This window comes from Acidiphilium sp. MT5, assembly GCF_054767495.1.
In genome coordinates this window covers 247,155-272,138 of sequence record NZ_BAABMR010000004.1, presented here as the reverse complement: position 1 = coordinate 272,138, position 24,984 = coordinate 247,155, and the positions used below count along the sequence as shown (strand labels likewise).

The following is a 24,984-nucleotide window of genomic DNA, read 5'->3' as shown; positions in this document are numbered from 1 at the left end:
ACGCCTCGCCAAGGATTGGGAAGCCTCCATCGCCTCGTCAGAAGCCTGGCTGCTCATCGCCTCCATCCGCCGAACCGTCAGATTTGTCGCACGCGCATGAAAAAATCAGACCAAATTACGAGTCAGACTCTAAGGTAAGCTGAAGCGGAGCGGTAGGAGGCAAAATGTTTGAAATTCGGGAAGACGACCTGTCGGGAGAGCAAACCCGAGCGCTTCTGGCTCTACATCTCGCAGGAATGCACGCCAATTCGCCACCCGGCAGTGTCTTTGCGCTCGATCTGTCGGGCTTGAAGGCCCCAGAGGTGACCGTGTGGACCGCGTGGTGCGATGGCCGTGTTGCCAGCATTGGAGCGCTGAAGATGTTAGCAGACGGAAACGCCGAGGTGAAATCAATGCGGACACACCCGGAGTTCGTCCGCATGGGCGCCGGTGCTGCCATACTTGAAACTATTATCGGCACGGCAACGGCGCGAGGTGCTTGCCGGCTGAGCCTTGAGACCGGCAGCGGACCGACTTTCGAACCGGCACTCGCGCTATATCGGCGGCGGGGCTTCACAGATGGCGCGGCATTCGCGGAATACGAGCGAAGCGATTTCAATCAGTTCCTGCATCTGAACCTCGTTGATTCCAAGGGTCCGCTTTCTCCCAGCAACAACCGCGAAGCAGACTGACAGTTTTCCACCCAACCCGGCCAAGGGATATCCTCCTGTGAACGACCGCTCTGGAGGAACGGTGGCGCTGATTCGAACGGCGATGATGAGCGCAAATCTGCCTATTGGCGTGCCACCCGCCCCCTCGCGTCGATGATCGCCCGGACCGAAAGCACCGCCGCCCCAGGTTCGAGCCGCCTAAAATTCACCCTACTCGACAGCCGACACGATATGAAACAACACCGTCGCGTTGCAAGCGTTTCGAACTCTATGCTCAAGCTAGGTTTTCTCGCCACCAACAATGGCAGTGCCATGCGGGCAATCATAGCGGCCATCAATAACCAAAAATTGAGGGCGTATCCGCGTCTGTTGGGCACCGATAAAATCGGAACCGGCGTCGCCGCAATCGCGCAAGCGAAACGGGTCGCGGTTCAAATTATCCCTACACACCCAAATCCTGCCTCCCACCCCATCGTATAAATCAACCGCACCCGTTACCACTCTGGCCCACCATAATCTGTTAGTCACCCCAAACTTTTCCCTTTCGCACCCACCCCCGTTCATGCTTTTATCGCTCCGTGCCCGATCAAACCCACCCCGTTAGTCTTTCGCACCGCTTCGCCGCCCTCGTGCGCGGCTTGCGCAACGCCGTCATCGGGCGCGGGCATCAAATCGGCCTGCCCACCCCCCTGCTCAATGCCATCTCGCTCCGCCTCACCCGCATGGCCACCAAATTCGAATTTTTGCTCCGCACCGCCCAAACCTCCCCGCTTGCACCCGCCAAACCTCCCCGCCCCTATCGTCCGCGCGCGCCGCGCCCCGAAACGCCCCGCCCCTACCGGCCCGATCCCGTGCCCCGCCATCACGCTTGGCTGCTCCGCCTCGTCCCCGCAACCGAGATAATCCCCAATATCTGCCTGCCCCACCGCGCCGCCCTCGAACAAATTTTCGCCGATCCCACCATGCGCGCCCTGATCGCACAAACCCCCGCACTCCACCCGCCCCTGCGCTCGCTCTGCCGCATGCTCGGCCTCCCCCGCCCCAGCCATCTCCCGCCCCCAACCCAATCAACCCCCACCCAATCAGCCAAACCCAACACCCACCCCCGCACCCCACGCGCCATCCGCCCACCCAAACCCTCACCCTTCCCAACACCCCTAAGCCCACCCACCCCATGGGACCAACGGCAAGCCTTTCGCGCCTTCTTCAGCCCGCTCCGCTGCGATCATTTTTAAGGCGCACCACCTCATGGCGCCTATTTCATTGCAATATCGCAATAAAAAGGACGCGATCAACAATAATCCAAGCGGCTCTAATGCGCCTCTGACCAATTTTGGCCGATGCCGGCTTCGACTTCGAGCGGCACGGAGAGAAAAGCGGCGTTGCGCATGGTGGTTTTGGCAAGCTCGGCGAGGCGCGCGGCTTCGGCTTGCGGGGCTTCGAAAACGAGTTCGTCATGGACTTGCAACAGCAGCACGGCGTTGAGGCCGGCGGCGTGCAGGGCGGCGGGCAGGTGGATCATCGCGCGCTTGATGATGTCGGCGGCACCGCCTTGTAACGGCGCGTTAATCGCTTGGCGCTCGGCATAGCTGCGGCGGGCGGCGTTTTTATCGGTAATGCCGGGCACATAGCAGCGCCGGCCAAAGGGGGTGAGCACATAGCCGTTGGTGCGGGCAAATTCGGTTGTTTCGTTCATATAGCGGCGAATTTCCGGATAGCGGGCGAAATAGGCCTCGATATAGCGGCGAGCTTCGCCGTTTTCGATGCCGAGCTGCCGGGCGAGGCCGAAGGCGGAAATACCGTAAATGATGCCGAAATTGATCGCTTTGGCGCGGCGGCGGGTGAGCGGGTCCATCTGCGCCATCGGCACGCCGAACACTTCGGAGGCGGTGCGGGCGTGAATATCTTCGCCATCGGCAAAGCTTTTTTTCAACGCGCTAATGTCAGCGACGTGGGCGAGCAGGCGCAATTCGATTTGCGAATAATCGGCTGAGACTAACACATGGCCGGGTGCGGCGATGAAGGTGCGGCGGATACGCGCCCCTTCCTCGGTGCGGATCGGGATGTTTTGCAAATTAGGGTCATTGGACGATAACCGACCGGTTGCGGCGATGGCTTGGGCGTAGCTGGTATGCACGCGCCCGGTTGCCGGATCGATATCATTGACCAGGGCATCGGCGTAGGTGGATTTCAGTTTTTGCAGTTGCCGCCAATCGAGAATCCGAGCGGGGAGGGGATGACCGGATTCGGCGAGGCCTTCTAACACAGCGGCATCGGTGCCCCAGGCGCCGGTTTTGGTGCGTTTGCCGCCGGGCAGTTTCATTTCATCGAACAGGATTTCGCCCAATTGCTTGGGGCTGCCGAGATTAAAAGCGTGGCCCACTAATTGTTCGATCTCACGCTGGATATGATCCATCCGCCGGGCAAATTCGGCGGACATCGCGACCAGATCATCACGATCCACGCTGATGCCAGCCCGTTCCATGCCGATTAGCACCGGGACCAGTTTGCGTTCCAATTGTTCGTATAACGAGAGTGCTTGTTTCTCGCGCAGGCGGGGGCGCAGCGCTAACCAGAGCCGGAGCGTGACGTCTGCGTCTTCGGCGGCATAGGCGGTGGCGCGGTCTAGCGCGATTTCGGCGAAGGAGACGCGGTTGCGCCCGGTGCCGGTGACATCATCAAAGCTGATCGGGCGATGGCCAAGATGCAGCAGCGAAAGCTCGTCCATGCCGTGACCGTGCGCGCCGGCATCCTGGGCGTAGGAGATGAGCATCGTGTCATCGAACGGCGTTGCATCCGGCAAGCCGGCACCGGAGAGCACATGGATGTCGAATTTGGCGTTATGGAAAATTTTTAGAATAGCGGGGTCGGTGAGGATTGCTGTTAGTTTTTGATAGACCAGGGGGCGCGGCAATTGTTCGCCATTGACATGGCCGAGGGGCAGATAGGCGGCGCGGCCTGGGGCGGTGGCGAGCGAAATGCCGATCAGGCGGGTGTGGCGGGCATCAAGATCGGTGGTTTCGGTATCGAGCGCGCAATAACCCGTGGTTTGGATGTCCGCGATCCAGCGATCCAGCGCGTCTGGGGTGTCGATGGTTTCATAGGGGCCGAACGGGATGGCTTCGCGCCCGGTGGCTGGGGGGGCGAGGACCGGCATGGGCGCTGGGGCGGGGGAGGGTGCGGTGATGCCGGGTGTGGCGCCGAGCCGGTGCAAAATGCTTTTGAAGCCTTGGGCTTCGAGAAAGGCGGTAAGGTGCGCTTGATTGGTGATGCTGGTGGTGAGTGCTTCGATCGGCAGCGGGAGCGCAACATCGCGCCGCAATTCGACCAGACGGCGGGAGCGGCGTGCGGCTTCGCCGTGTTCGATGAGCGCATCACAGCGTTTTGAGGGTTTCATCGCACCGCTGGTAGCGGCGGCGAGAATATTTTCCAGCGTGCCAAACTCGGCGATGAGCTGGGCGGCGCCTTTCGGGCCGATGCCGGGGACGCCGGGGACATTATCGACATTATCGCCCATTAAGGCTTGGGCGTCGATCATTTGCGCGGGTGTTACGCCGAATTTGGCCATGACCTCGGCGGGGCCGATGGGGGTTGATTTGATCGGGTCCAGCATATCGACCCGATCGGTGAGAAGCTGCATCAAATCCTTGTCGGAGGACACGATGGTGACGGCACCGCCGGTGGCGGTCATGGCGGCGGCGTAGCTGGCGATCAGGTCATCGGCCTCAAAGCCTTCAAGCTCGATGGCGGGGACGCCGAAGGCGCTGGTGGCTTCGCGGATCAGGGCGAATTGCGGGATCAGTTCGGGCGGAGGATCGGGCCGGTGGGCTTTGTAATTCGGGTCGATTTCGTTGCGGAATGTGGTTCGCCCGGCATCGAAAATGACGGCGATATGGCTGTCCGTGTGGTCTTTCAGCAGCCGGGCGAGCATGGCGCAGAAGCCATAGACGGCATTGACCGGCGTGCCATCGGCGCGGGTCATCGGCGGCAGGGCGTGGAAGGCGCGGAAAATGAATCCCGAACCATCGATCAGCACCAGGCGGTGCTGGTTCAAGCGGCGTGCTCCGACAGCGTGTAGCGGCGGGTGCAATAGGGGCAGTCGATATGATCGGATTCGATGCGCAAATAGACCCGTGGATGGCCGAGCGGGCCGACGCCGCCATCGCATGAGACGGTGCGTTGGGTGGCGGTGATGATCTCAATCGGCTGGCTGCCTTGGCCGGCATGGCCGGGGGCGTCGGGCGGATTGGTGATGCTGGGCTGGCTCATGGGCACCTCGTTGCGGAATTTTTCACCCTCATGATATGGCGCGCAGCGATGATCGACCAGAGGCTGCGCGCAATTTTGGGTTTTATATCGATTTTGCTGCTGGCCTCCTGTGCGGTGCGCGATTCTGCGCCGCAGGCCAAGCCCGGCTTTCCGATTGTCACCAATGGCTCTTTCACCCTCGCTTCGGGCGCTCGGCTGCCCTATCGCGATTGGCGTCCGGCGGGGCGGCCACGCGCCGTGGTGCTGGCATTGCATGGGTTTGATGATAGCCGCGATGCTTGGGTGACGGTGGGGCCGATTTTAGCGCGGCACGGGATTTTGCTCATCGCGCCCGATCAGCGCGGCTTTGGTGCGGCGCCGGGGCGCGGTTTCTGGCCGGGCACGCCGACGCTGCTGCGCGATGTACGGCAGATGGTCGCGATTTTGCACCGGCGCTATCCGCAGACGCCGATTACGTTGATGGGCGAGAGCATGGGGGCGGCGGAGGCGCTGATGGTGGGTGCGGCGGGGGATCGGGCGGTGGCGTCCTATGTGTTGATTTCGCCGGCGGTGTGGGGTGGCCGGGCGATGGCACCACCGACCCGCTGGGCGGCGGCGTTGGGCGGTGCGGTTGCGCCTAATTTGCGGCTAACCGGGCGGCAGGCGCATATTTTGGCCTCGGATAATATCGCCGCCTTGATCCGGCTGTCACGGGACCCGTTGACGATTTTGCATACGCGCTTGGCCGCCGTGGCCGGGATTGTGCGGCTGATGGGCCGTGCGCAGGCGGCATGTGCGCGTTTCGCGCCGGCCCATGCGTTGGTGCTGTATGGCGGGCATGATCAACTGATCCCTAAAGCGGCGATGGCGCAATGCTGGCGGGCGATGCCGACCGATCCTGGCGTGGTGCTGGCGTATTATCCGCAAGATTATCATTTAATGGTGCTGGATCATCAGCGCGCGGTGCCGATGGGCGATATTTTGTCGTTCATTCGCCATCCCAACCGGCCGATCCCGTCATCCGCGCCGACCGAGGCGGTTATTTTCCTAGCCGAGCATTGAGTTCGCCGCAGAACCGGGCTAAGCGGAGCAAGAAGGACCTGTAGCTCAGCTGGATAGAGCGTTGCCCTCCGAAGGCAAAGGTCGCACGTTCGAATCGTGTCAGGTCCGCCATATTTTCAGGTATTTATCGTCGATTTGGGTGTTTGCGGCTGGGGTTGGGGCGCGAACTGGGGATGTTGATCAGGCGCTCCAATCGGCCTGCTGGATGACAATCCGATACCCGTCCGGGTCTTCAAATGTGCGCCCATGTTGATCCCAGTACGGGTTGAACGCGGGCACCGGCATGTACCCTGCCGACGCCATGCGGGCGATCGCGGCCTGCCACGCGGTCAGATCAGGCAGGTAGAAGACCAGCAGATGATCCTGCGTGGGCGCGCGACCATGGGCGTGGCCGCGGGCTTGGGTGAATTCGAAGTGATAGGGCGCGTCGGCGCAACCAAACATGATGCCATCAAAGCCGTCATGGTTCGCGAAGCGAAACAGCAGATCAAGGCCAAGGCCATCCCGATAGAACGGGATCAACGCATCGATATTGTCGCTTGGGCGGGCAACACGGAGCTTGGTTACGGGGGGCATTGAGGGGACATGGGGGCGGGTTGATCGGCTGCAAGCGCGCTGGCTGGCTGGATTTGCTCTCAGATTTTATGACTGGGCGAGTCTGGCGCGGATTTTCTGGTGTGACGGGCGCGGACGCGAGCGTCATGCCTGTGATAAGGTGCGGAGCAAAATAATCAGGAGCGCGTGATGAATGATGGTGCCGAGAAAGCCACCGGCCTTGAGCAGTTACAGGCGTTGATGCGCGCCGGCAAAATGCCGGGAATTGGTCGGACTGTGGGATTTGATTTGGTTGAGGTGGCGCCGGGCCGTGTGGTGTTTGAGGGGTGCCCTGGGGTTGAGGTTTATAATCCGATTGGCACGGTGCATGGTGGCTACGCCGCGACCTTGCTCGATTCCGCCTGTGGCTGCGCGGTGCATTCTCAGCTGAGTGCGGCGCAAACCTATTCGACCTTGGAATTAAAAATTGCCTATCACCGGGCGTTGACCGCTGAAACCGGCATGGTGCGGGCCATCGGTTCGGTGGTGTCGATGGGACGGCGGGCAGCGTTTGCCGAGGCGCGGCTGACCGATGCGGCGGGCAAGCTCTACGCGACCGCGACCTCGACATTGATTGTGATGGAGCGCTGAACCGGGGCGAATGTGGTGTTAGGGCGCATTTTGAATTGCCGCGCAAGGTTCGGAGTGCGTCGGGCTTGAGATGATGATTTGCGTTGGCGTGTTGGCGCTGGAGCGTGATTGCTTATCATCAATCTCGCTCTAGCCTCTGTTTGTCGATCAATTTCATTGGTTTAGCTCGAATCTGCCGATTCAACCTCAACCAATATTGATCTAATGGCTGGTGCCTGATCGGAGGGAGGGGGAATGATGCGGCCCGTGCAGGACCGGTTTACCGATGATGTGATGCGGCTTGCGGCTGTGCGGACGCGCGATGCGCGGGCGGATGGGCGGTTTTTCTATGCCGTCGTGACGACCGGTGTTTATTGCTATCCCTCCTGCGCGGCGCGCCCGCCACTACCCCAGAATATCGCGTTTCATGCGACGCGGGAGGACGCGCAACGGGCTGGGTTTCGCCCGTGTCGGCGGTGCCGCCCTGATTTGCCGCCGCGTGCCGAGCGCGAAGTGGCGTTGATTGCGGCGTCTTGCCGGAGCATTGAGCGGTCGGAGCAAAAGCTGACATTGGCTGATCTCGCAAGGCGGGCCAAGATCAGCCCCTATCATTTCCACCGGATGTTTCGGCGCATCACCGGGGTGACGCCGCAGGCCTATGCGGCGGCGCATCGTCAAGCGCGGGTGCAGGATCAATTGGCCGAGGGGGCGGGCGTGACCGAGGCGATGTATCAGGCCGGGTTCAATTCATCCGGGCGATTTTACGAGGCGGCTGATGCGATGCTGGGTATGACGGCTTCGCGCTATCGGGCGGGGGGCAAAGGCGAGAGCATTCGGTTCGCTTATGGCGACTCCAGCCTTGGCGCGGTTTTGGTGGCGGCGACGGCGCGGGGCTTATGCGCGATTTTACTGGGGGCGGATCGGGCGCAGCTTTTGCACGAGCTTCAGCAGCGATTTCCCGAGGCCGGGCTTGCCGCAGCGCCGCCTGATTTTGCGGCATGGGTGGATCAGGTGGTCGCTCTGGTGGATCACCCAAGCCATGCGGCGCGCTTTGACTTGCCGCTCGATATTCGCGGGACGGCGTTTCAGCGTCTTGTTTGGCAGAAGCTGCGGGCGATTCCGGCGGGCGAGACGCGAACTTATGGCGATATTGCTGTGGATATTGGCAAGCCCACCGCGTTTCGTGCGGTGGCGCGGGCCTGCGGCGCTAATCCGTTAGCGGTTGCAATCCCCTGTCATCGGGTGATTGCGGCGCAAGGGGGTCTTGCGGGTTATCGGTGGGGGATTGAGCGTAAACGCGCCTTGCTCGCACGCGAGAGCGGCGCGCACGGAGCGGCACCGATCAGGGATGCCAGCGTCGGAGCAAAAGCGCGTTTGAAACCACGGTGACGGAGGAAAACGCCATGGCGGCGCCAGCGATGACGGGGCTGAGTTGGCCCAACGCCGCGAGCGGGATGCCGATGGCGTTGAAGAAGAAGGCCCAGAACAGGCCTTGCTGGATTTTGCGGTAGGTACGGCGCGAAATATCGAGCGCGGCTGCGACCAATGCCGGGTCGCCGCGCATCAGAGTGATCCCCGCACTATGCATGGCGATGTCCGAGCCGGTGGCCATGGCGATGCCGAGATCGGCGGCGGCCAAGGCGGGGGCGTCATTAACGCCATCGCCGACCATGGCGACGATGCGGCCCTGCGCGCGGAATTGGGCGATGGCATCGGCTTTTTGCGCGGGTAGGATTTCGGCCTTGACCTCAGTGATGCCGAGCGCGTGGGCGGCGATGGCGGCGCTGCCTTGGTTATCGCCGGTGAGCAGCACAACGCGCAGGCCGCGTGCGCGCAAGGCCGCGATGGCGGCGGGCGCTGTTTGTTTGATCGCATCGCCAAAGCCGATCAGCCCTAGCACGCGCGCTGTGCTGTGTGCGGCTTCGTCCCCGCGATCGATCAGCCAGGCGATGCTGCGGCCCTGCTGTTCCAGCGTTTGGGCGTTGGCGGTCAAGGCGCTGGGGATGGTGCTGAGATTTACATTTAGGTCGTGGAGCAGACGGTTGCTGCCCAGTGCTATGGATTTTTGCTCCACCACGCCTTCAATGCCGCGCCCTGGCAGCGCCTGCAGCTTGGTTGCGATAGGGATGGGGTTGTCCGCCTGGCGCGCCAGCACGGCTTTGGCCAGCGGATGATCGCTCCCGCGTTGCAGGGCGGCGGCGAGGCGGAGGATGGTCGCTGGATCGCTGCCCTCGGCGGCGTCAATCGCCAGCACGGTGGGTTGGCCTTCGGTGAGGGTGCCGGTTTTATCGAAGGCGACGGTATCGACCAGCCGGGCGCGCTCAAGGGTTTCGGCGTCCTTGATCAGAATGCCGTGGGTGGCGGCGACGCCGGTTCCGGCCATGATCGCGGTGGGGGTGGCGAGGCCGAGCGCGCAGGGGCAGGCAATCACCAGCACCGCGACGGCGCTGAGGATGGCGTGTTCGAGCTGGCCGTTGGTGAACCACCAACCGAGCAGCGTGATCGCGGCGACGACCAGCACGGCGGGGACAAAGATGGCGGCGACCCGATCAACCAGTTTTTGGATCGGCGCTTTGGCGGCTTGTGCGTTTTCGACCAGCCTGATGATGCGCGCCAAGGTGGTTTCCGCGCCGATGGCGGTGGTTTCAATAAGTAATAAGCCATCGCCATTGATCGCGCCGCCGGTGACAGGGCAGCCGGGGCCTTTGGGCACGGGCACGCTCTCGCCGGTGAGCATGGATTCGTCGACGCTGCTTTCGCCTTCGCGCACCAGCCCATCGACGGCGATGCGCGCGCCGGGCTTGGCGATCACCAGATCACCCACCATCAGGCTTTCAACCGCGACATCGCGTTCGCGCCCATCGGGCAGGCGTTGCGTGGCGCGATCCGGGCGCAGCGCGGTGAGGGCTTGGAGTGCGGCGCCGGTTTGGCGTTTGGCACGCGATTCCAGGGTTTTACCGAACAGGATCAGGGTGATGACGATGGAGGAACTATCGAAATAGAGTGCCGGTTGGCCCCCATCGATCCAGGCGCGGATGAGCAGAAACAGGCTCATGCCGTAGGCGGCGGTGGTGCCGAGGGCGACCAGTACATCCATGGTCGCGGCCCCGGCGCGCAGGGCTTTATAGCTCGCGCGGTAAAATCGGGCGCCGACCCAAAATTGTACCGGCGTGGCGAGCGTCAGGGCGGCCCAGCCGGGCAGGCCCAAGGGCAAGCCCGCGAGATGCGCGATCATGCTGAGCACTAACGGCGTGGTGAGGCCGGCACCGATCAAGAGTTGGATACGGTCGTGCCGGGCTTCTTGCTGGTGGCGGGCGGCTTCGGCGGATGGTGCGACTTTCTCGAGATCGCGCGCGTCAAAACCAATTTTCTGCACGGCGGCGATGAGCGTTGCGGCATCAAGCCCCGCCCCGGTGATCTGCGCGGTTTCGGCGGCGAGATTGACCTGGGCTTGGGCCACGCCGGGCACGGCACGCAAAGCGCGCTCAACCCGACCCGAGCAGGACGCGCAGGTCATGCCCTGAATCGCGAGATTAAGCTGGTCGGTGATCGAATAGTCGGCCATAGCGTGATCCTTTTGCACCGGGGATTTCGCTCCGGTGCGTCCTATGTAGGGATTGCCATCATAGGAAGGTCAAGCTTGAGGCTGATGCGCTCACCGGGTTGGGTTGATCAGGTATTTCGCTCCGGTGGCGCGCTGGGCGAATTTCGCGATGATCGCGGGGTTGAGCACGTCATGCAGCGCGATATGCGCGGTGTAGTGGCTGGCAAAAATATCGTGAAGATGATCGCGGATGAATTGGCGCATGCGCGCGATTTCCGCACCGCCTGCCGCTTGCAAATAGGGGGTCAGCAGCCAGCCGCCGACATTCCAGGAAAAGCCGAAACTGCGGGCTATTTCCGTGGGGCCGGTGTTCAGGCTGCCATAGATATAGACCTGCTTGTTCTGGGTGGTGCCATAGACGTTATAGGGTTTGCCGCGCCCGGCGGCGGTTTCCATGGCTTGCAGGATGTGCTGAGCCAAACGCCCGCCGCCAATGGCATCGAAAGCGAGGTAGGCGCCGGTTTGCTCAATCGCCTGGGCGAGGGCGGCGGGGAAGTTCTCGGCGGTTGAATCGATGACATGGGTGGCGCCGATGCCGCGCAGCAAGGCGGCTTGGGCGTCGCTGCGCACAATATTGACCAGCGGAATACCTTCGGCCTGGGTCAATTTCACCAGCATTTGGCCCAGATTGGAGGCGGCGGCGGTGTGCACCAAGCCGGTGAAGCCTTGCTTGCGCATAGTGCCGATCATGCCCAAAGCGGTCATTGGATTGACGAAGCTCGACGCGCCCGCTTCGGCGCTGACGCCGGCGGGAAGCTCTAGGCAATCTTGCGCTTTGGCGCGCCGATATTGCGCATACATCTGCCCGCCCGCGAGGCTGACAATTTTGCCGAGCAAGGCTTGGGCGGCGGCGCTGGTGCCGGCGGCAACCACTGTGCCGGCCCCTTCATTGCCAATCGGCAGTGCCGTGCCGCGCCGTGCGGCGACCAAGCGTTGCAGATGCGGCGGGATGGGGGCCGAGGTGATGCCGCCTTCGGTGGTGAGTTGGGTGATATCGGCGACGCTGAGTAGCAGGCCGAGATCGGACGGGTTGATCGGGGTAGCTTCCACCCGAATGATCACCTCGTCATCGGCGGGTTGCGGTACCGGCACGGGGCGGATCGACAATTCGATCCGTCCGGCCTCGGTGACGGTTGAGAAAATCTGCAGGCCGGTCTCGGGCAGCGTATGGGTCATGATGGCTCCTGGCGTGGCTGGATTTGAATGGGCTGGCGCTTGATCGCGATGACAGGCAGGTTGTTTGGTGCAATTTGGTCATCAGTTAATCACTGCCTGAGGAGAGAGCAATAATGAGCGAGCGGGCAAAGCGTGATCGGGCGGCGACGGTCGCGGTGATTGGGGCTGGGGATTTCATTGGCGCAGCCATCGCCAAGCGGTTCGCGGCAGAGGGCTATATTGTGTTCATCGGACGGCGCGACGGCGAGAAATTACGGCCCTTGCAGCAAGAAATTGCAGAAGCTGGCGGGCGGGTTGAGGCGCGGGCGCTCGATGCACGCGATGAGGCGCAGATGGTGGCGTTTCTAGCGGAGGCCGAGGCGATGGCACCGTTGGAATTGTGCATTTTCAATGTCGGCGCCAATGTCAATTTCCCGTTGGTTGACACCACGGCGCGAGTGTTTCGCAAAGTGTGGGAAATGGCCTGCTTTGCCGGATTTTTGGCCGGACGCGAGGCGGCGCGGCACATGCTGCCTCGGGGCCGAGGTTCGATTTTTTTCACGGGTGCGACGGCTTCGTTGCGCGGTGGGGTGGGTTATGCGGCTTTTGCCAGCGCCAAATTTGGGCTTCGCGCTGTCGCACAGTCAGCGGCGCGCGAATTGGGGCCGCACGGGCTTCATGTGGCGCATTTGGTGATTGATGCTGGCGTGGATACGGCCTGGGTGCGCGAGCGGATGCGTGCGCGCGGCGGTGAGGCGGCGGTGGCGGCGATTGAGCCGAGGCAGTTGATGCGTCCGCAAGCCGTCGCGGACGCGTATTGGGCGCTGCATTGTCAGCCGATCGATGCGTGGACGTTCGAGCAGGAAATCCGCCCGTTCGCCGAGCCGTGGTAGCGGGCTATAGGGTCGCAACCGAGGTGAGGGCCGCCTTCACCCGCGCCGGGCGGAAGGGTAATTGGCGCAGCCGCGCGCCGGTGGCATCGAACACCGCGCTCGCAATGGCCGCGGCTGTCGGGCAGGTGGCGGGTTCGCCTGCGCCGTGGCTGGGATAGTTCGGGTCGTTATTGACGAGAACGACCTCGATACTGTCGGGCACTTGATCAAAGCGCAGGATCGGGTAGCCGACCCAATCCCGGCTGGTGACATTCGCATGATCGAACGTCACTTCCTCATGCAAGGTGCGGCTGAGCGATTGAATGACATTGCCTTCGACCTGATTGCGAACCCCATCTGGATTGATCACCAGGCCGCAATCTTGCGCCACCACCACGCGGGTCACGTGGATGCGCCCGGTGGCGGGATCGACCACCACATCGGCGATGGTCGCAACGCGGGTGTCATCGCGATTGACCCAGGCGATGCCGCGCCCTTGGGCGGGCTTGCCGTCTTGCGGCTTTTTGCCGTGCGCGGGGCGGGGCTGCCAGCCATAATGCGCGGCGGCGGCGCGCAGCACCGCGATGGCACGCGGGTCTTTCAGATGATCGAGCCGGAATTGCAGCGGGTCGGTTTGGGTGGCGGCGGCCAGCTCGTCGATAAAGGCTTCCATGGCGAAGGTGGTCTCGAATTGTGCTGGTGAGCGCAGCCAGGCGGTGCGCAGCGCGACCTTGCCTTCATCATGGCCGGTGATCCGGGCATTGGGAAAATCATAGGCGTAGGTGACCGCTGGTGAGCCATGACCGATGGCGCCGACGCGGTTGGGATGGCCGATCAGGGCGCAGGCGATCAGCGTGGTATCGCCCAGTGTCGGCACCCACATATGATGTTTCCAGGCGGTGACCTTGCCGCCCGCATCGATGGCGGCTTCCAGATCCTGCACGATGGGTGGGCCTTTCGGCTCCCAGCCATGCTCATCCCAGCGCATCCATTGCACGCGCACCGGCTTGCCCACGGCTTGCGACAGGATCGCCGCATCCGCCACCGCATGATCAAGCCCGTTGCGGCCATAGGCACCGGCGGCTTCGAACCAGCGAATTTCGAGTTGGTCGGGGTTCATCTCGAGCAGTTTGGCGATATCGTGACGGTCTTGATGCGGCATTTGGGTGCCGGACCAAAAAATCGCGCGCTCGCGGGTGACATCGGCAATGGCGCAGGAGGGGCCGATCGAGCCGTGCATTTGGAACGGGCTTTGGAAGCTTGCTTTCAGCACGCGCGGCGCGCCCGCCATGGCTTGATCCACCCCGCCGCGCTCTAACACCACCGCCTCTTGGCCGGGGGCTTCGCGCACGGCGGTTTCCAGCGCCGCCATGGCGGGCAGACCTTGCCAATTTGACCATTTGGCAGCGTAGGCCTGCGGATTTTTCGGGTGGAGCACTGAGCCTAGAATTTTGGCGGCGGTAATCGCGCCCCATTCGGTTTCGCACACCACGCCGAGGAAATTATCGCGGCGGACCAGTTGCACGAAGCCTGGAACCTGCTTGACCGCGCCGTCATCGACGCTGATCAATCGGGAATGCACGCCATAGGGCCGCACCACGCGGCCATGCAGCATGCCGGGCAGTTTGACATCCTGCACATAGGTGAACGCGCCGGTGACCTTGGCGGGAATGTCCTTGCGCGGGATCGATTGACCAACCACGCGATAGTGTTTTGGGTTTTTCAGCTTGGCGTGTGGGGCGACTTGCATGGCAAAGCCCCGCCCCGTGGCGCCGATGGTGACATCAAGACGCTGGCCGGCGACGAGCGTGCCATAGGCGATGCGGCGATGCGGCGCGCCTTGGACCGTGAAAAAACCATCCCGCGCCTCGATCAGGTCGGGATGGGTGGCGAAATGCGCGGCGGCGCGCTCCATCAGCGCGGCACGCCCGGCGGCGGCGGCGGCGCGGATTTGCGGGCCGGCATAGCGAATGGTCAGCGAGCCATAGGTTGGCCCTTGATCGACGGTTTCGGCGGTCGTGCCCATCACCACGCTCAGCCGGTCAATCGGGAAATCAAGCTCCTCGGCGGCGATTTGTGCGAGGGCGGTTTGCGCGCCGGTGCCGACATCTACCTTGCCGGTGAACAAGGTTGCGGTGTTATCCGGATGCAGGGCGAGCCAGGCATAGAGCTTGGCGGCGTTGGGCGGTGGCGCTGCGGTGGCGACGCGGCTGGCGCTCTTGGTCATGTCGCTGCGCGCCAGCAGCGGGAAACTCACCACCATGCCGGTGGCAAAGCCGAGCATGTCACGGCGGCTCAGCCGCAATTTTGCACCCGCGCTCATGGCGTGGCGCCTGTTGGGATTTGAGGTTGGGTGATCCGCTCAACGGCGCGCAGAATCCGCAGATGGGTGCCGCAGCGGCATAAATTGCCTTGCAAGGCGGCCTTGATCTCATCGCGCGTGGCGTGCGGGTTGCGGGTGATCAACGCTTGGGCGGTCATGATCATGCCATTGAGGCAATAGCCGCATTGCGCGGCTTGCTCATCGATAAATGCCTGTTGCAGTGCGTTTGGCTTGCCGCCGACGCTGAGCCCTTCGAGGGTGGTGACCTGATGGCCGATGGCGGCGGTGAGCGGGGTGACGCAGGCATGCACCGCCACGCCATCAATCAGCACCGTGCAGGCCCCGCATTCTGAGAGGCCGCAGCCGAATTTCGGCCCGTGCAGGCCGAGATTATCGCGCAAGGCATAGAGCAGCGGCGACGTCGGGTCAGCCTCGATTGGGTGGGTTTGGCCGTTGATGGTGAGTATGATCGGCTTGGTCATCCGCAGCGCTTTCAATGGATGTTTGCAGGAAGAGATTGGGTTGGGTGGCGCGAAAGCAAGCGATGGCGACCGACCGCGTGACAATCACCCGCGTGACAATCACCCGCTTGACAATCACCGGGGCGCTGATCAGCGGCGGGCGCGGCGGTGCCAATCGCGCAGGAGCGGCAGGGTGACCATGCCGCCCGCAATGTCCGGGCAGGGATGATCCGGATCGCCGAGATGATCGACCACGTGCAGGGCCGGGGCAAAATTTTGACCATCGGTATAGGGGCTGCGGGTGATGATGCAGGCGAGGCCGGCGGCGCGGGCGGATTCGAGGCCGTTGCGGGAATCTTCAATGGCGAGGCAGGCGGCGGCGGGCAGACCAAGCTGGTCGAGCGCCAAATGATACACATCCGGGGCGGGTTTTTTCGCAGCGACTTGATCGCCTGCCGCGATGGCATCGAACCAGCTCAGCGCGTCGGGGGCGAAGGCGGCGAGCAACGCATCGACATTCGGACGGCTGGTGGTGGTGGCAATCGCGCAAGCCAGCCCGGCGGCGCGCGCTTGGGCGATCAGGCGCAGAATGCCAGGGCGCGGGGCGATGGCACCTTCGGCCATGCGGCTGGTGTAGAGGGCGGTTTTGGCGGCATGCAGGGCGGCGATTTGCGCGGCGGGGAGGGCTGGGCGGCCCCCGAATCGCTCGATGAAATAGGCAATGCGCTCTTTGCCGCCGGTCACACCGAGCAGGTCGCGATAGAGCGGCTGCGACCAGGACCAATCAAGCCCGGCTTCGGCAAAGGCGGCATTGAAGCAAAGCCGGTGCAGCTCCTCGGTTTCGGCCAAGGTGCCATCGACATCGAAAATCAGGGCTTGGAGATCATCCATGCTGGTTGGTTTTCCATGGCCTCATGCTGCGCGCAAGCAAAATCGATCATCGCCGGAATGGCGGGCGAGGGCGCGGTGGCGGGGGTCAAAGCGAGATGGCGGGTCATCGCTGCCGGATCGAGGGTGAGGCCGGTGATCGCTTCACGGAGGGCGGCAAACGCGCCGCTGGCGGTGAGCATCAGCTCCGGCCACACGGCCTGTTCGCCCTGCCAGGCACCGGCAGCGCGCTCATGCTCCTGCGGGATCGCGCTGAGCAGGGTCGCGGCGAGATGCGGGGCGCGCAGGGCGGCGGCCCGCACGATGATCGACAAGGTCGGATTATGCTTATGCGCCATGGCCGAGGAACCGCCGCGCCCCGGCGCGCTCGGTTCGGCGAGTTCGGCAATTTCCGGCTGCATCAGGAGCGAAATATCGGTCGCGATTTTGCCGAGGCTGCCCAGCCCGGCGGCGAGCGCGCAGCCCAGACGCGCCAGCGGGGCGCGGCGTGTGTGCCAGGGCAGGCCGCCCGGTGGCAGGGACAGGGCGGCGGCGAAGGCGGCGATGAAGCGGGGGGCGTCAGCGCCCAACCCGTCCCGCGTGCCTGCCGCACCGCCGCATTGCAGCGTCAGCGCGTCGGCGGCGGCTTGGCACAGCGAGGCGCGCATATCGGTGATCAGGGCGAGCCAGGAGGCGGCTTTTAACCCCATGGTGCTGGGTAAGGCGGGTTGCAGCAGGGTGCGCGCCAGGATCGGCGTGGTGGCGTAACGGCGGGCCAGCGCCACCAGCGCCGCCCCCATGACCGCCGCATCCGCCTCCAGGAGCGACAAACCGTGGCGAAGCTGGAGGACCAACGCGGTATCGATAATGTCTTGTGAGGTGCCTGCGCGATGGACGGCCGGCGCGTGATCGGGCACCCGCGCTCGCAGCCAGGCGACCAGCGGGATAACGATGGTGCCGGCATGAGCGCCTTGGGCGGCGAGGGTTTCGCAATCGAGCGCGCTGGCATCGCAGGCGGCGCAAATTGCGTTGGCGGCGGCTTGGCTGATCAGGCCGAGGGCGGCGTTGGCGCGCGCCAGCCCGGCCTCCACATCGAGCAGGGCCTGCGCGCCGCCCTGCGCCTCGAAAATGGCGCGCATCGTCTTGGTGGCTGCCATCTGGTTGGGCAGCGGCAGCATCGCGGTCAGACCCGTTCGAGCAGGAGGGCAATGCCTTGACCGACGCCAATGCACATGGTGGCCAAGGCGCGTTTGCCGCCATGGGCTTCCAGGGCGCGCAGGGCGGTGCCGGCCAGCCGCGCGCCGGAGGCACCGAGCGGGTGGCCCAGCGCAATTGCCCCGCCATGCGAGTTGACCCGGTGATCATCATCGGCGAGGCCGAGGCGGCGGGTGACGGCGAGGGCTTGGCTCGCGAACGCCTCGTTCAGCTCGATCACGTCGATCTCGCGGAGCGACAGGCCGGTGCGCGCGAGCAGTTTTTCCGTGGCGGGTGCGGGGCCGATGCCCATGATCCGCGGGGCGACGCCCGCTGTTGCCATGCCGATGATCCGGGCGCGCGGGGTCAGGCCATGGGCCTGCGCGGCTTCGGCTGAGGCGATCAGCAGGGCGGCGGCCCCATCATTGACGCCAGAGGCATTGCCGGCGGTGACGGTGCCCGTGCTTGAGCCAGTGCCGGAGCCTGGGCCTGAGTTGGGGGTGCGGAACGGGGTTTTGAGTTTGCCAAGCCCCTCCAGCGTGGTGTCCGCCCTTGGATGTTCATCGCTGTTGACGATGATATCGCCCTTGCGCCCGGCAATCGTGACCGGGGTGATTTCGCCCGCGAAAAACCCGGCTTGCTGGGCTGCCGCGCATTTCATTTGGCTGCGATAGGCGAATAAATCCTGGTCGGCGCGGCTGACTGCGAATTCGGCGGCCACATTTTCGCCGGTCTCCGGCATCGAATCGACGCCATAGTGCGCGCGCAGCAACGGGTTGATGAAGCGCCAGCCAATCGTGGTGTCATACACCTCGTTGCTGCGGCTGAATGCCTCCTGCGCCTTGGCCATCACGAACGGCGCACGGGTCATGCTCTCCACACCGCCTGCCAGGATCAGTGAGGCTTCGCCGGTGCGAATCGCGCGGGCGGCGGTGCCGACGGCATCCAGGCCCGAGCCGCACAGCCGATTGATCGTGGCGCCGGGAATTTGCTCGGGCAAGCCCGCGAGCAGCACCGCCATACGCGCGACATTGCGGTTATCCTCGCCGGCCTGGTTGGCGCAGCCGAGCAAGACCTCGTCAATGGCCGAGGGATCGAGCTTGGGATTGCGCGCCTGCAAGGCTCGCAGCGGGATGGCGGCCAGATCATCGGCGCGCACACTGGCCAAAGCGCCGCCATACCGGCCGAACGGTGTGCGGATATAATCGCAAATGAAAGCCTCGCGCATGGGTCAGAACTCCAGAAAGACGGTTTCGGCGGCGCCTTGCAGGGCGATATCGAGATGGTAATGGCCGGGGCCGATGGCTTGGGCGATCAAGGTTGCGCGCCGGGAGGGCGGCTCAATCAGCGCTAGGATCGGGTCGGTCGCATTCAGCGGTTCGCCTGCGAAATAGAGCCGGGTGAAGAGCGGCTTGAGCAGCCCGCGCGCGAGGATGGCGAGGCCGCAATGCGGGGCTTGCGGCGTGTTGCCGCGCGCACCGGCTGGACCGGGCAGCGGACTTGGTTTCAGGGTCACGAACCGGAACTGGCCCGCCGCATCGCACGCGGCGCGCCCAAAGCCGGGGAAAATGGCGGACCGCGCGGGGGCGGCTTGGAATAATTCGATGGCGGCATCGCTCACCGGCGCGTCGTTGCCATCGGTCAGCCGGCCTGAGAGGGTGATAATGTCGCCCTGGGCGCCAAAGCGGGTCAGGTCGGACCAGCTTGGATCATCGATCAGGTGCCAATAGGGGCCGATCGTTTGGCTTGCGGTCGGGATCACGCGCTATCCTCCATCGGGGTGGCGGCGTGGCCACGGAGCGTGATGTCGAACCGGTAGCCGAGTGCGTGGTGCGGTTCGGTGACCGCGAGATCGAACGCGGCAATCAGGCGCGCTCGTGCGGCTGGATCGGGGGTGGCGAGAAAAATCGGGTCGAGGGCCAGCAGCGGATCGCCGGGGAAATACATCTGGGTGATCAGCCGGGCGGCAAAGCCAGCACCGAACAGCGAGAAATGGATATGGTTGGGCCGCCAGGCATTGGCGTGATTGCCCCAGGGATAGGCCCCGGGCTTGATGGTGATGAAGCGATAGCTGCCGTCCTGATCGGTAAATACCCGGCCATTGCCGTGGAAATGCGGGTCGAGCGGGGCGTCATGCTGGTCATGGGCGTGGTTGTAGCGCCCGGCGGCATTGGCCTGCCAGATTTCGATCATGGTGTGGGGCACGGGTCGTCCGGCTTCATCGCGCACCTGGCCGGTGACGATGATGCGCTCGCCCAGGGCGGCGCCGCCGTGATGCTGGGTCATGTCGATGACCGGCGCGAACCGCTCCGGCGCGAAATCCGGGCCGGTGGTTTCGGTGAGCGTGTGGGGAATGGTGATCGGCGCGTGGCGCGGGCTGCGCAGGATTGTGCTGCGATAGGAAGGGTCAAAATGCGGCGGTTGGGTGTCGGGTGCCAGCGGATCGAACGCGATGGGCATTGGTGTGGGCATGGGTGTGGTGGCGTTGGGGCACATGGGGCTTCCTCGGCGTGCTTGTCGTTATGCGCTGGGATAGCAGTGCGCCGGGGCTTCAAGCAACACGGGTGCCGGCGCGCCAGACGGCGCGGATCACCGGCATGTCGTGATGCAGGCGCACCTGCACCAGATCCGCCCGCAAACCGGGTGCCAGCCGTCCGCGATCCGCAAGCCCGACCATGGCGGCGGGCCCGGCGCTGATCAGGGCGATGGCGGCGGGCAGCGCGAGTATGCCTTGGGTGACGCAGGCAAAGGCCGCTTCGATCATGGAGGCGGGCACGTAATCGGAGGCGAGCGCGTCGATCAGGCCGGCGCGCACCAAATCGAGCACCGCGACATTGCCGGAGTGCGACCCGCCGCGCACGATGTTGGGCGCACCGCCGATGGTGGCGATGCCGTGCGTGCGTGCGCACGCGGCGGCCTCCTCGGTCACCGGGAATTCCGCGATGGCGATGCCATCACGATGATTATCGATCACCTCGGCGAGTGTGCGATCATCATGCGAGGCGACGGGAATGCCATGATCCCTGGCCCGGTTCAGCACCGCTGCGCGATTGGGCAGGGTCCAGCGGGCGCGGCTTTGCTGGAGCTGTTCGATCATCGCGGTGATGGCATCCGGGTGATGGCCTTCGCTGGCACGCATCTGCCGGTATTTTTCGATATCGGCATATTGGCCGACGCCGGGGCTGTGATCCATTAGGCTGATCAGCCGGACCAGCTTGTCGGTGATCGCGGCGTCAAGCAGGTCCAGCATCATTGGCGAGGGCAATTCGCAGCGCAAATGCAGAAAATGGTCGGCCTTGAGCAGATGGGTGCCGGTTAGGGCGGCGAGGTCGCGCTGGCCATCGAGGAATGTTTGCAGGCGCTCTTTTTCAAACCCGATATCGCCGAGGCACAGGGCATCGAACACGGTGGTCACGCCGGCCACGGCGCATTGGGCGTCATGCGCGAGCAGCGCCGAGCGGGAGGGCCAGCGCGCATTGCTGCGCGGCAGCACCTGGCGTTCGAGATTGTCGGTGTGCAGATCGATAATGCCGGGGATCAGAAAATCCCCCTCGCAATCGATCCCAGCACCGCCATGGCCGGGTTCGATGGTGGCGATCAACCCATCCTCAACCGTGAGATGTCCGGCGATGATATGGTCGGGGAGCACGATCTGCGCGTTGGTGAGGATCATCATGCGGGCGCTGATAGCGCAATTTCGAAGGGCGAGCGAGGCTGCGCTCTGGCTCGGCGCTCGAAGGCTGGTGCCTGAATTGTCATGAAAAAATCATGCCGGTCCGCGCCGCGCCGTGCTTTATCGCTCCGGCAATGATGGAACAGCCATGATGGGCGAATCGCTGCCGTCGGCACTGTCCGAGCGGGATATGGGCCGGGCGATGGGTGCGCTGATCGCAGCACGGCCGGTGCGGGTGCATTTTGTGTATTTCGATGCGGGCGGCGGCCATCGCAATGCGGCGATGGCGTTGCGGGCGGTGATTGGCGAGCGCTATCCGCACTGGCAGGTCGATCTGGTTAATTTGCAAACGCTGTTGGAGCCGGTTGATCCGGTGGCGCGGATCACCAAGCGGCGCATTTCCTCCGAGGATGTTTATAACGGGTTGCTGAAGCGTGGCTGGACTTACGGGTCGCTGCCGATGCTGCGCGGTTTGCAGGCCGGGATTCGCCTGCAAGCGCCCCGGCTGGAGGCGGTGCTTGATGCGTATTGGCAAAGCCAGGATGTTGATTTGGTGGTGTCATTGATCCCCAACTTCAACGCGGTGCTGTTTCGCTCGCTGCGGCGCGCCCATCCCACCACCCCCTATGTCACCATCATGACTGATCTGGCGGATCGCCCGCCGCATTTTTGGCAGGAGCCACAGGATCAGTTCATCATTTGCGGGAGCGAGCGCGCGGTTGAGCAGGCGCGGGCGATGAAGTACCCGCCGGAGCGGATCATGCAGGTGTCCGGCATGGTGCTCAAGCCCGGCTTTTACGCGCCGGCGCCACAGGACCGGCGGGCTGAGCGCGTGAAGCTGGGGTTGGACCCGACGATGCCGACCGCGTTGGTGATGTTTGGCGGCAATGGGTCCAAGGCCGCCCGCTTGATTGTGCGCAAGCTGGCGCAGGTGCCGTTTCCGGTGCAGTCGATTGTGATGTGTGGGCATAATCAACGGCTTGTGGCGCAGCTTGCTGGTATTGATCGCTGCTGCGCGATTGGTTTTACCGATCAGGTGCCGCATTACATGCGGCTGGCCGATTTTTTTATTGGCAAGCCGGGGCCGGGCAGTATCAGCGAGGCGCTGCATTGCGGATTGCCGGTGATTATTGAGCGCAATCGCCGGACAATGCCGCAAGAGACCTATAATGCCGATTGGGTCGCGACCCATCGTGTGGGTCTGGTGGTGAAAAGCTTTCGCGATTGCCCGGCGGCGGTGACGCGTTTGTTTGAAGGGCGGCGTTTGGAAAGGTTTCGGATTCACGCACGACGTTTACAAAACCATGCCTTGTTTGAAATCCCCACCAAATTGGCGAAAATTCTTTATTTTGACGCTTAAGTTGTTGACTTAAGCGTTAGGCCGATCAGAGGTGGTGGGAATATTTTATTTGGGAATGATACCAAAAAAATGTTGAATTCCATTTTTTCGGTGAGCCGAATCGATTCGATTTGTTGCAGGCTTTGGCGTCGATTCTCACGATTTCAATGAGATCCATTCTATAGTCGCGCCCTAGCTTACCAATCGTTAATACTAATTCGACTCGACTAGGGTCGGGTGATGGGCTTGACACGCAAATCTTTAAGAAAAATTTAGAAAGATGCAACGCAGAAGTGTAGACTTTCCGTGGGGGTTTTGATACCCAAAGGACTTAGTTGTCGAGTCGATTCGCTTAATTTTCATTCATGTAATGGCAGGTGGGTTATGGGTATAATATTGGCGTCTAACGCAAGTCTTCTTGATGAGGCACAGAAAAATCGTAGCGAGCGCCGTAAGCAAGAGCGTCAACGGGTGCTCGATTCGGCCAAGTTGATTTTTGGTGGTTTCAGTAAATCGATTTTTGACTGTGTGATTGTTGATCGTTCGCAAAACGGGCTGCGCGTGCAGTTGGGATCAACCCATGTTCTGCCGAACCAATTGACAGTTGAGTTTTCCAACGGCACGCGGCGGTTGGCGCGGCTTGTTTGGGCGTCTTGCGCCGAGGTGGGTCTGGAATTCGATCGCGGGTTCATCTGAGTCGCAGCGCTGTTTGGTCTTGAGACTGATTTTGATTAATTTTGGTTAGTGCCCAAATTGTTAGTCGATTCGCGTTAGTTTTTTGTTGGGTGTGATCGGCGCGCACTTGCGCTGCGGGAGCGATTTGCGCCACCATTGAGGCTTGCAGGAGCAAGTCATGTCGCAGGATCATTATCATCGTTTCGCGGCCAGCCATCACCACGCCCCCCATAATGCGCGGCGCTTAAATCGGCTGGATGATCAAGAGCCGGTGACGCTGAGCCTCTACGTCAAGCCCCGCGAGCATGCGGCGGAGCCAGATGTGCTGACCGCGCGCGAAGCCGCACACGCGCCGGATGTGGCCGCGATTGCTGCGTTCGCCGCCCAGCACGGGTTGACGGTGATTGAAGCGGATGCCCGGCGCCGGCTGATCCGGCTCAGCGGCAGCGCCGCTTTGATGCGCACGGAATTCGGTGCCGATTTGCATTGGTATGAGGGCGCAGAAGGCCGGTTCCGAGCCTATATTGGTGCTTTGCACCTGCATGAGAGCATCGCGCCGATTGTTGAATCGGTGCTAGGGCTGGATACGCGGCCCGTCGCCTCGTCCCGTTTGCAGCGCCTTGCCCCAGGGCAGAGTGTTGCGGCCTATTTGCCGCGCCAGATCGGCGCGTTTTATGGCATTCCCACCAACCCGACCGGGGCTGGCGAATGTATCGCGATTATCGAGCTGGGCGGTGGATTTCATCAGAGCGACATTACCGCCGCGTTCGGCGCGATGGGCCTGGCACCGCCGAGCGTGATCGCGGTCAGTGTCGATGGGGCCGCCAACGCGCCGAGCACGCCGAATGGGGCGGATGGCGAGGTGGGACTTGATATCCAGGTTGCCGGGGCGATTGCGCCGGGTGCCAAGCTCGCAGTGTATTTCACGCCCAATACCGATGCGGGGTTTGCCGATGCGATCAGTTTCGCGGCGACCGATGCCACTAATCGCCCCTCGGTGATGTCGATCAGTTGGGGGTCGCCCGAGGAAAATTATTCCACCCAGGCGCGCACCACCCTCAATACCGCCTTGCAGGATGCTGCTGCTGCGGGGCTGACGGTGACGGTGGCGGCGGGCGATAATCTTGCGACCGATGGGGTGAATGATGGCGCAGTGCATGTCGATTTTCCGGCTTCCAGCCCGTTTGTGGTGGCGTGTGGTGGGACCAGCCTGACGGTGAGCGGCGGTGCGATTACCGCTGAGGCAGTCTGGAATAGCGGCAGCAGTGGCACCGGTGGGGGTATTTCCACCTTATTCCCGGTCCCCGCCTATCAGAGTGCGGTGACGCTGCCGCGCAATGTAAGCACCGGCCAAGCCGGGCGGGGTGTGCCGGACGTAGCGGGCGATGCCGATCCGGCGACGGGATATCAGGTGACGGTGGATGGCCAGAGCTTTGCGGTGGGCGGCACCAGTGCGGTTGCGCCGCTGTGGGCGGGGTTTTTTGCGCTGGTCAATCAGGCGCGCGGCAAGAGGCTTGGTCAGGCGAATCCAGCGCTCTATGCGCATCAGGCGGCCTTGCGCGAGATCACCACGGGCAACAATGTGCCCGCCGGCACCACGCTGGGCTATAATGCTGGCCCGGGCTGGAACGCCTGCACCGGGCTGGGCGTGATGCGCGGAGCGGCGCTGTTTGCGGCCCTCGTCGCGGCTTGATCTG

The 24,984-nt window shown here is 63.2% G+C and carries 22 protein-coding genes, 1 tRNA gene and 1 pseudogene; 11 read left to right on the top strand and 13 right to left on the bottom strand.

The genetic code is table 11. The features are described 5' to 3' along the window. The 3 genes and pseudogenes from ACYUCQ_RS06775 to ACYUCQ_RS06765 form a co-directional block, all read left to right on the top strand. Window positions 1–100 (top strand): annotated as a pseudogene (locus ACYUCQ_RS06775) (IS5/IS1182 family transposase); the annotation flags it as partial. A 64-nt stretch (window positions 101–164) separates the two neighbouring features. Then, complete coding sequence (locus ACYUCQ_RS06770) at window positions 165–671, top strand: GNAT family N-acetyltransferase (RefSeq protein WP_460253746.1); 507 nt, start codon at window positions 165–167, stop codon at window positions 669–671. Window positions 672–1,228: 557 nt separating this feature from the next. Continuing rightward, window positions 1,229–1,885, top strand: coding sequence for a hypothetical protein (locus ACYUCQ_RS06765; protein WP_460253745.1), 657 nt, complete (start codon window positions 1,229–1,231; stop codon window positions 1,883–1,885). Between the two features lie 77 nt (window positions 1,886–1,962). Here the strand turns inward: ACYUCQ_RS06765 and polA are convergent, their stop codons facing one another. Further along, window positions 1,963–4,704 carry a DNA polymerase I gene (polA, locus tag ACYUCQ_RS06760; protein ID WP_460253744.1) on the bottom strand — a complete coding sequence of 914 codons (2,742 nt, stop codon included), beginning with the start codon at window positions 4,702–4,704 and terminating at the stop codon, window positions 1,963–1,965. Then, complete coding sequence (locus ACYUCQ_RS06755) at window positions 4,701–4,919, bottom strand: zinc-finger domain-containing protein (RefSeq protein ID WP_460253743.1); 219 nt, start codon at window positions 4,917–4,919, stop codon at window positions 4,701–4,703. Before ACYUCQ_RS06755 ends, polA begins: the two co-directional genes overlap by 4 nt. Window positions 4,920–4,967: 48 nt before the next feature. Here ACYUCQ_RS06755 and ACYUCQ_RS06750 point away from each other — a divergent pair, with 48 nt between their 5' ends. Further along, window positions 4,968–5,960: an alpha/beta fold hydrolase gene (locus tag ACYUCQ_RS06750; protein ID WP_460253742.1), complete on the top strand. Its 993-nt coding sequence runs from the start codon at window positions 4,968–4,970 to the stop codon at window positions 5,958–5,960. A 34-nt stretch (window positions 5,961–5,994) separates the two neighbouring features. Beyond that, window positions 5,995–6,071, top strand: a tRNA-Arg gene (locus ACYUCQ_RS06745). Between the two features lie 69 nt (window positions 6,072–6,140). On the opposite strand, the gene ACYUCQ_RS06740 is transcribed toward ACYUCQ_RS06745, so the two are convergent. Then, window positions 6,141–6,536 carry a VOC family protein gene (locus ACYUCQ_RS06740; protein ID WP_460253741.1) on the bottom strand — a complete coding sequence of 132 codons (396 nt, stop codon included), beginning with the start codon at window positions 6,534–6,536 and terminating at the stop codon, window positions 6,141–6,143. 168 nt (window positions 6,537–6,704) lie between these two features. Here ACYUCQ_RS06740 and ACYUCQ_RS06735 point away from each other — a divergent pair, with 168 nt between their 5' ends. Next, the gene (locus ACYUCQ_RS06735; RefSeq protein WP_460253740.1) at window positions 6,705–7,145 is read left to right on the top strand and encodes a PaaI family thioesterase; all 441 of its coding nucleotides are present in this window, start codon (window positions 6,705–6,707) and stop codon (window positions 7,143–7,145) included. Between the two features lie 234 nt (window positions 7,146–7,379). Continuing rightward, window positions 7,380–8,513, top strand: a complete 1,134-nt coding sequence (gene ada / locus ACYUCQ_RS06730; protein ID WP_460253739.1) for a bifunctional DNA-binding transcriptional regulator/O6-methylguanine-DNA methyltransferase Ada — start codon at window positions 7,380–7,382, stop codon at window positions 8,511–8,513. Here the strand turns inward: ada and ACYUCQ_RS06725 are convergent. Together ACYUCQ_RS06725 and ACYUCQ_RS06720 are read right to left on the bottom strand one after the other, a co-directional pair. Then, window positions 8,467–10,689, bottom strand: coding sequence for a heavy metal translocating P-type ATPase (locus ACYUCQ_RS06725; protein ID WP_460253738.1), 2,223 nt, complete (start codon window positions 10,687–10,689; stop codon window positions 8,467–8,469). The genes ada and ACYUCQ_RS06725 overlap by 47 nt on opposite strands. 90 nt (window positions 10,690–10,779) lie before the next feature. After that, a complete protein-coding gene (locus tag ACYUCQ_RS06720) occupies window positions 10,780–11,904 on the bottom strand; it encodes a zinc-binding dehydrogenase (RefSeq protein WP_460253737.1) in 1,125 nt (374 codons plus the stop codon). 113 nt (window positions 11,905–12,017) lie between these two features. Between ACYUCQ_RS06720 and ACYUCQ_RS06715 the strand changes: the two genes are divergently transcribed. Further along, on the top strand, window positions 12,018–12,776 hold the full coding sequence (locus tag ACYUCQ_RS06715) for an SDR family NAD(P)-dependent oxidoreductase (protein ID WP_460253736.1): 759 nt from the start codon (window positions 12,018–12,020) through the stop codon (window positions 12,774–12,776). 4 nt (window positions 12,777–12,780) lie between these two features. On the opposite strand, the gene ACYUCQ_RS06710 is transcribed toward ACYUCQ_RS06715, so the two are convergent. From ACYUCQ_RS06710 to ACYUCQ_RS06675, 8 genes are all read right to left on the bottom strand, one after another. Next, a complete protein-coding gene (locus tag ACYUCQ_RS06710) occupies window positions 12,781–15,078 on the bottom strand; it encodes a xanthine dehydrogenase family protein molybdopterin-binding subunit (protein ID WP_460253735.1) in 2,298 nt (765 codons plus the stop codon). Continuing rightward, entirely contained in the window at window positions 15,075–15,560 is a 486-nt protein-coding gene (locus ACYUCQ_RS06705; protein WP_460253734.1) for a (2Fe-2S)-binding protein, read from the bottom strand. The genes ACYUCQ_RS06710 and ACYUCQ_RS06705 overlap by 4 nt, the downstream gene beginning before the upstream one ends. Window positions 15,561–15,689: 129 nt before the next feature. Further along, window positions 15,690–16,430, bottom strand: a complete 741-nt coding sequence (locus tag ACYUCQ_RS06700; protein ID WP_460253733.1) for an HAD-IA family hydrolase — start codon at window positions 16,428–16,430, stop codon at window positions 15,690–15,692. Further along, window positions 16,409–17,584: a lyase family protein gene (locus tag ACYUCQ_RS06695; RefSeq protein WP_460253732.1), complete on the bottom strand. Its 1,176-nt coding sequence runs from the start codon at window positions 17,582–17,584 to the stop codon at window positions 16,409–16,411. Before ACYUCQ_RS06695 ends, ACYUCQ_RS06700 begins: the two co-directional genes overlap by 22 nt. 5 nt (window positions 17,585–17,589) lie before the next feature. Then, on the bottom strand, window positions 17,590–18,828 hold the full coding sequence (gene pcaF / locus ACYUCQ_RS06690) for a 3-oxoadipyl-CoA thiolase (RefSeq protein ID WP_460253731.1): 1,239 nt from the start codon (window positions 18,826–18,828) through the stop codon (window positions 17,590–17,592). Window positions 18,829–18,831: 3 nt separating this feature from the next. Next, entirely contained in the window at window positions 18,832–19,362 is a 531-nt protein-coding gene (pcaG, locus tag ACYUCQ_RS06685) for a protocatechuate 3,4-dioxygenase subunit alpha (protein WP_460253730.1), read from the bottom strand. Continuing rightward, the gene (gene pcaH, locus ACYUCQ_RS06680) at window positions 19,359–20,072 is read right to left on the bottom strand and encodes a protocatechuate 3,4-dioxygenase subunit beta (protein ID WP_460253729.1); all 714 of its coding nucleotides are present in this window, start codon (window positions 20,070–20,072) and stop codon (window positions 19,359–19,361) included. Before pcaH ends, pcaG begins: the two co-directional genes overlap by 4 nt. 79 nt (window positions 20,073–20,151) lie before the next feature. Next, on the bottom strand, window positions 20,152–21,276 hold the full coding sequence (locus ACYUCQ_RS06675) for an alpha-D-ribose 1-methylphosphonate 5-triphosphate diphosphatase (RefSeq protein ID WP_460253728.1): 1,125 nt from the start codon (window positions 21,274–21,276) through the stop codon (window positions 20,152–20,154). Window positions 21,277–21,421: 145 nt separating this feature from the next. Here ACYUCQ_RS06675 and ACYUCQ_RS06670 point away from each other — a divergent pair, with 145 nt between their 5' ends. From ACYUCQ_RS06670 to ACYUCQ_RS06660, 3 genes are all read left to right on the top strand, one after another. Beyond that, a complete protein-coding gene (locus tag ACYUCQ_RS06670; protein ID WP_460253727.1) occupies window positions 21,422–22,633 on the top strand; it encodes a glycosyltransferase in 1,212 nt (403 codons plus the stop codon). Window positions 22,634–23,008: 375 nt separating this feature from the next. Beyond that, window positions 23,009–23,308, top strand: a complete 300-nt coding sequence (locus ACYUCQ_RS06665; RefSeq protein ID WP_460253726.1) for a PilZ domain-containing protein — start codon at window positions 23,009–23,011, stop codon at window positions 23,306–23,308. A 157-nt stretch (window positions 23,309–23,465) separates the two neighbouring features. After that, window positions 23,466–24,980 (top strand): S53 family peptidase, encoded by a 1,515-nt coding sequence (locus ACYUCQ_RS06660; RefSeq protein ID WP_460253725.1) that lies wholly within the window; start codon window positions 23,466–23,468, stop codon window positions 24,978–24,980. The last annotated feature ends 4 nt before the right edge of the window (window positions 24,981–24,984 follow it).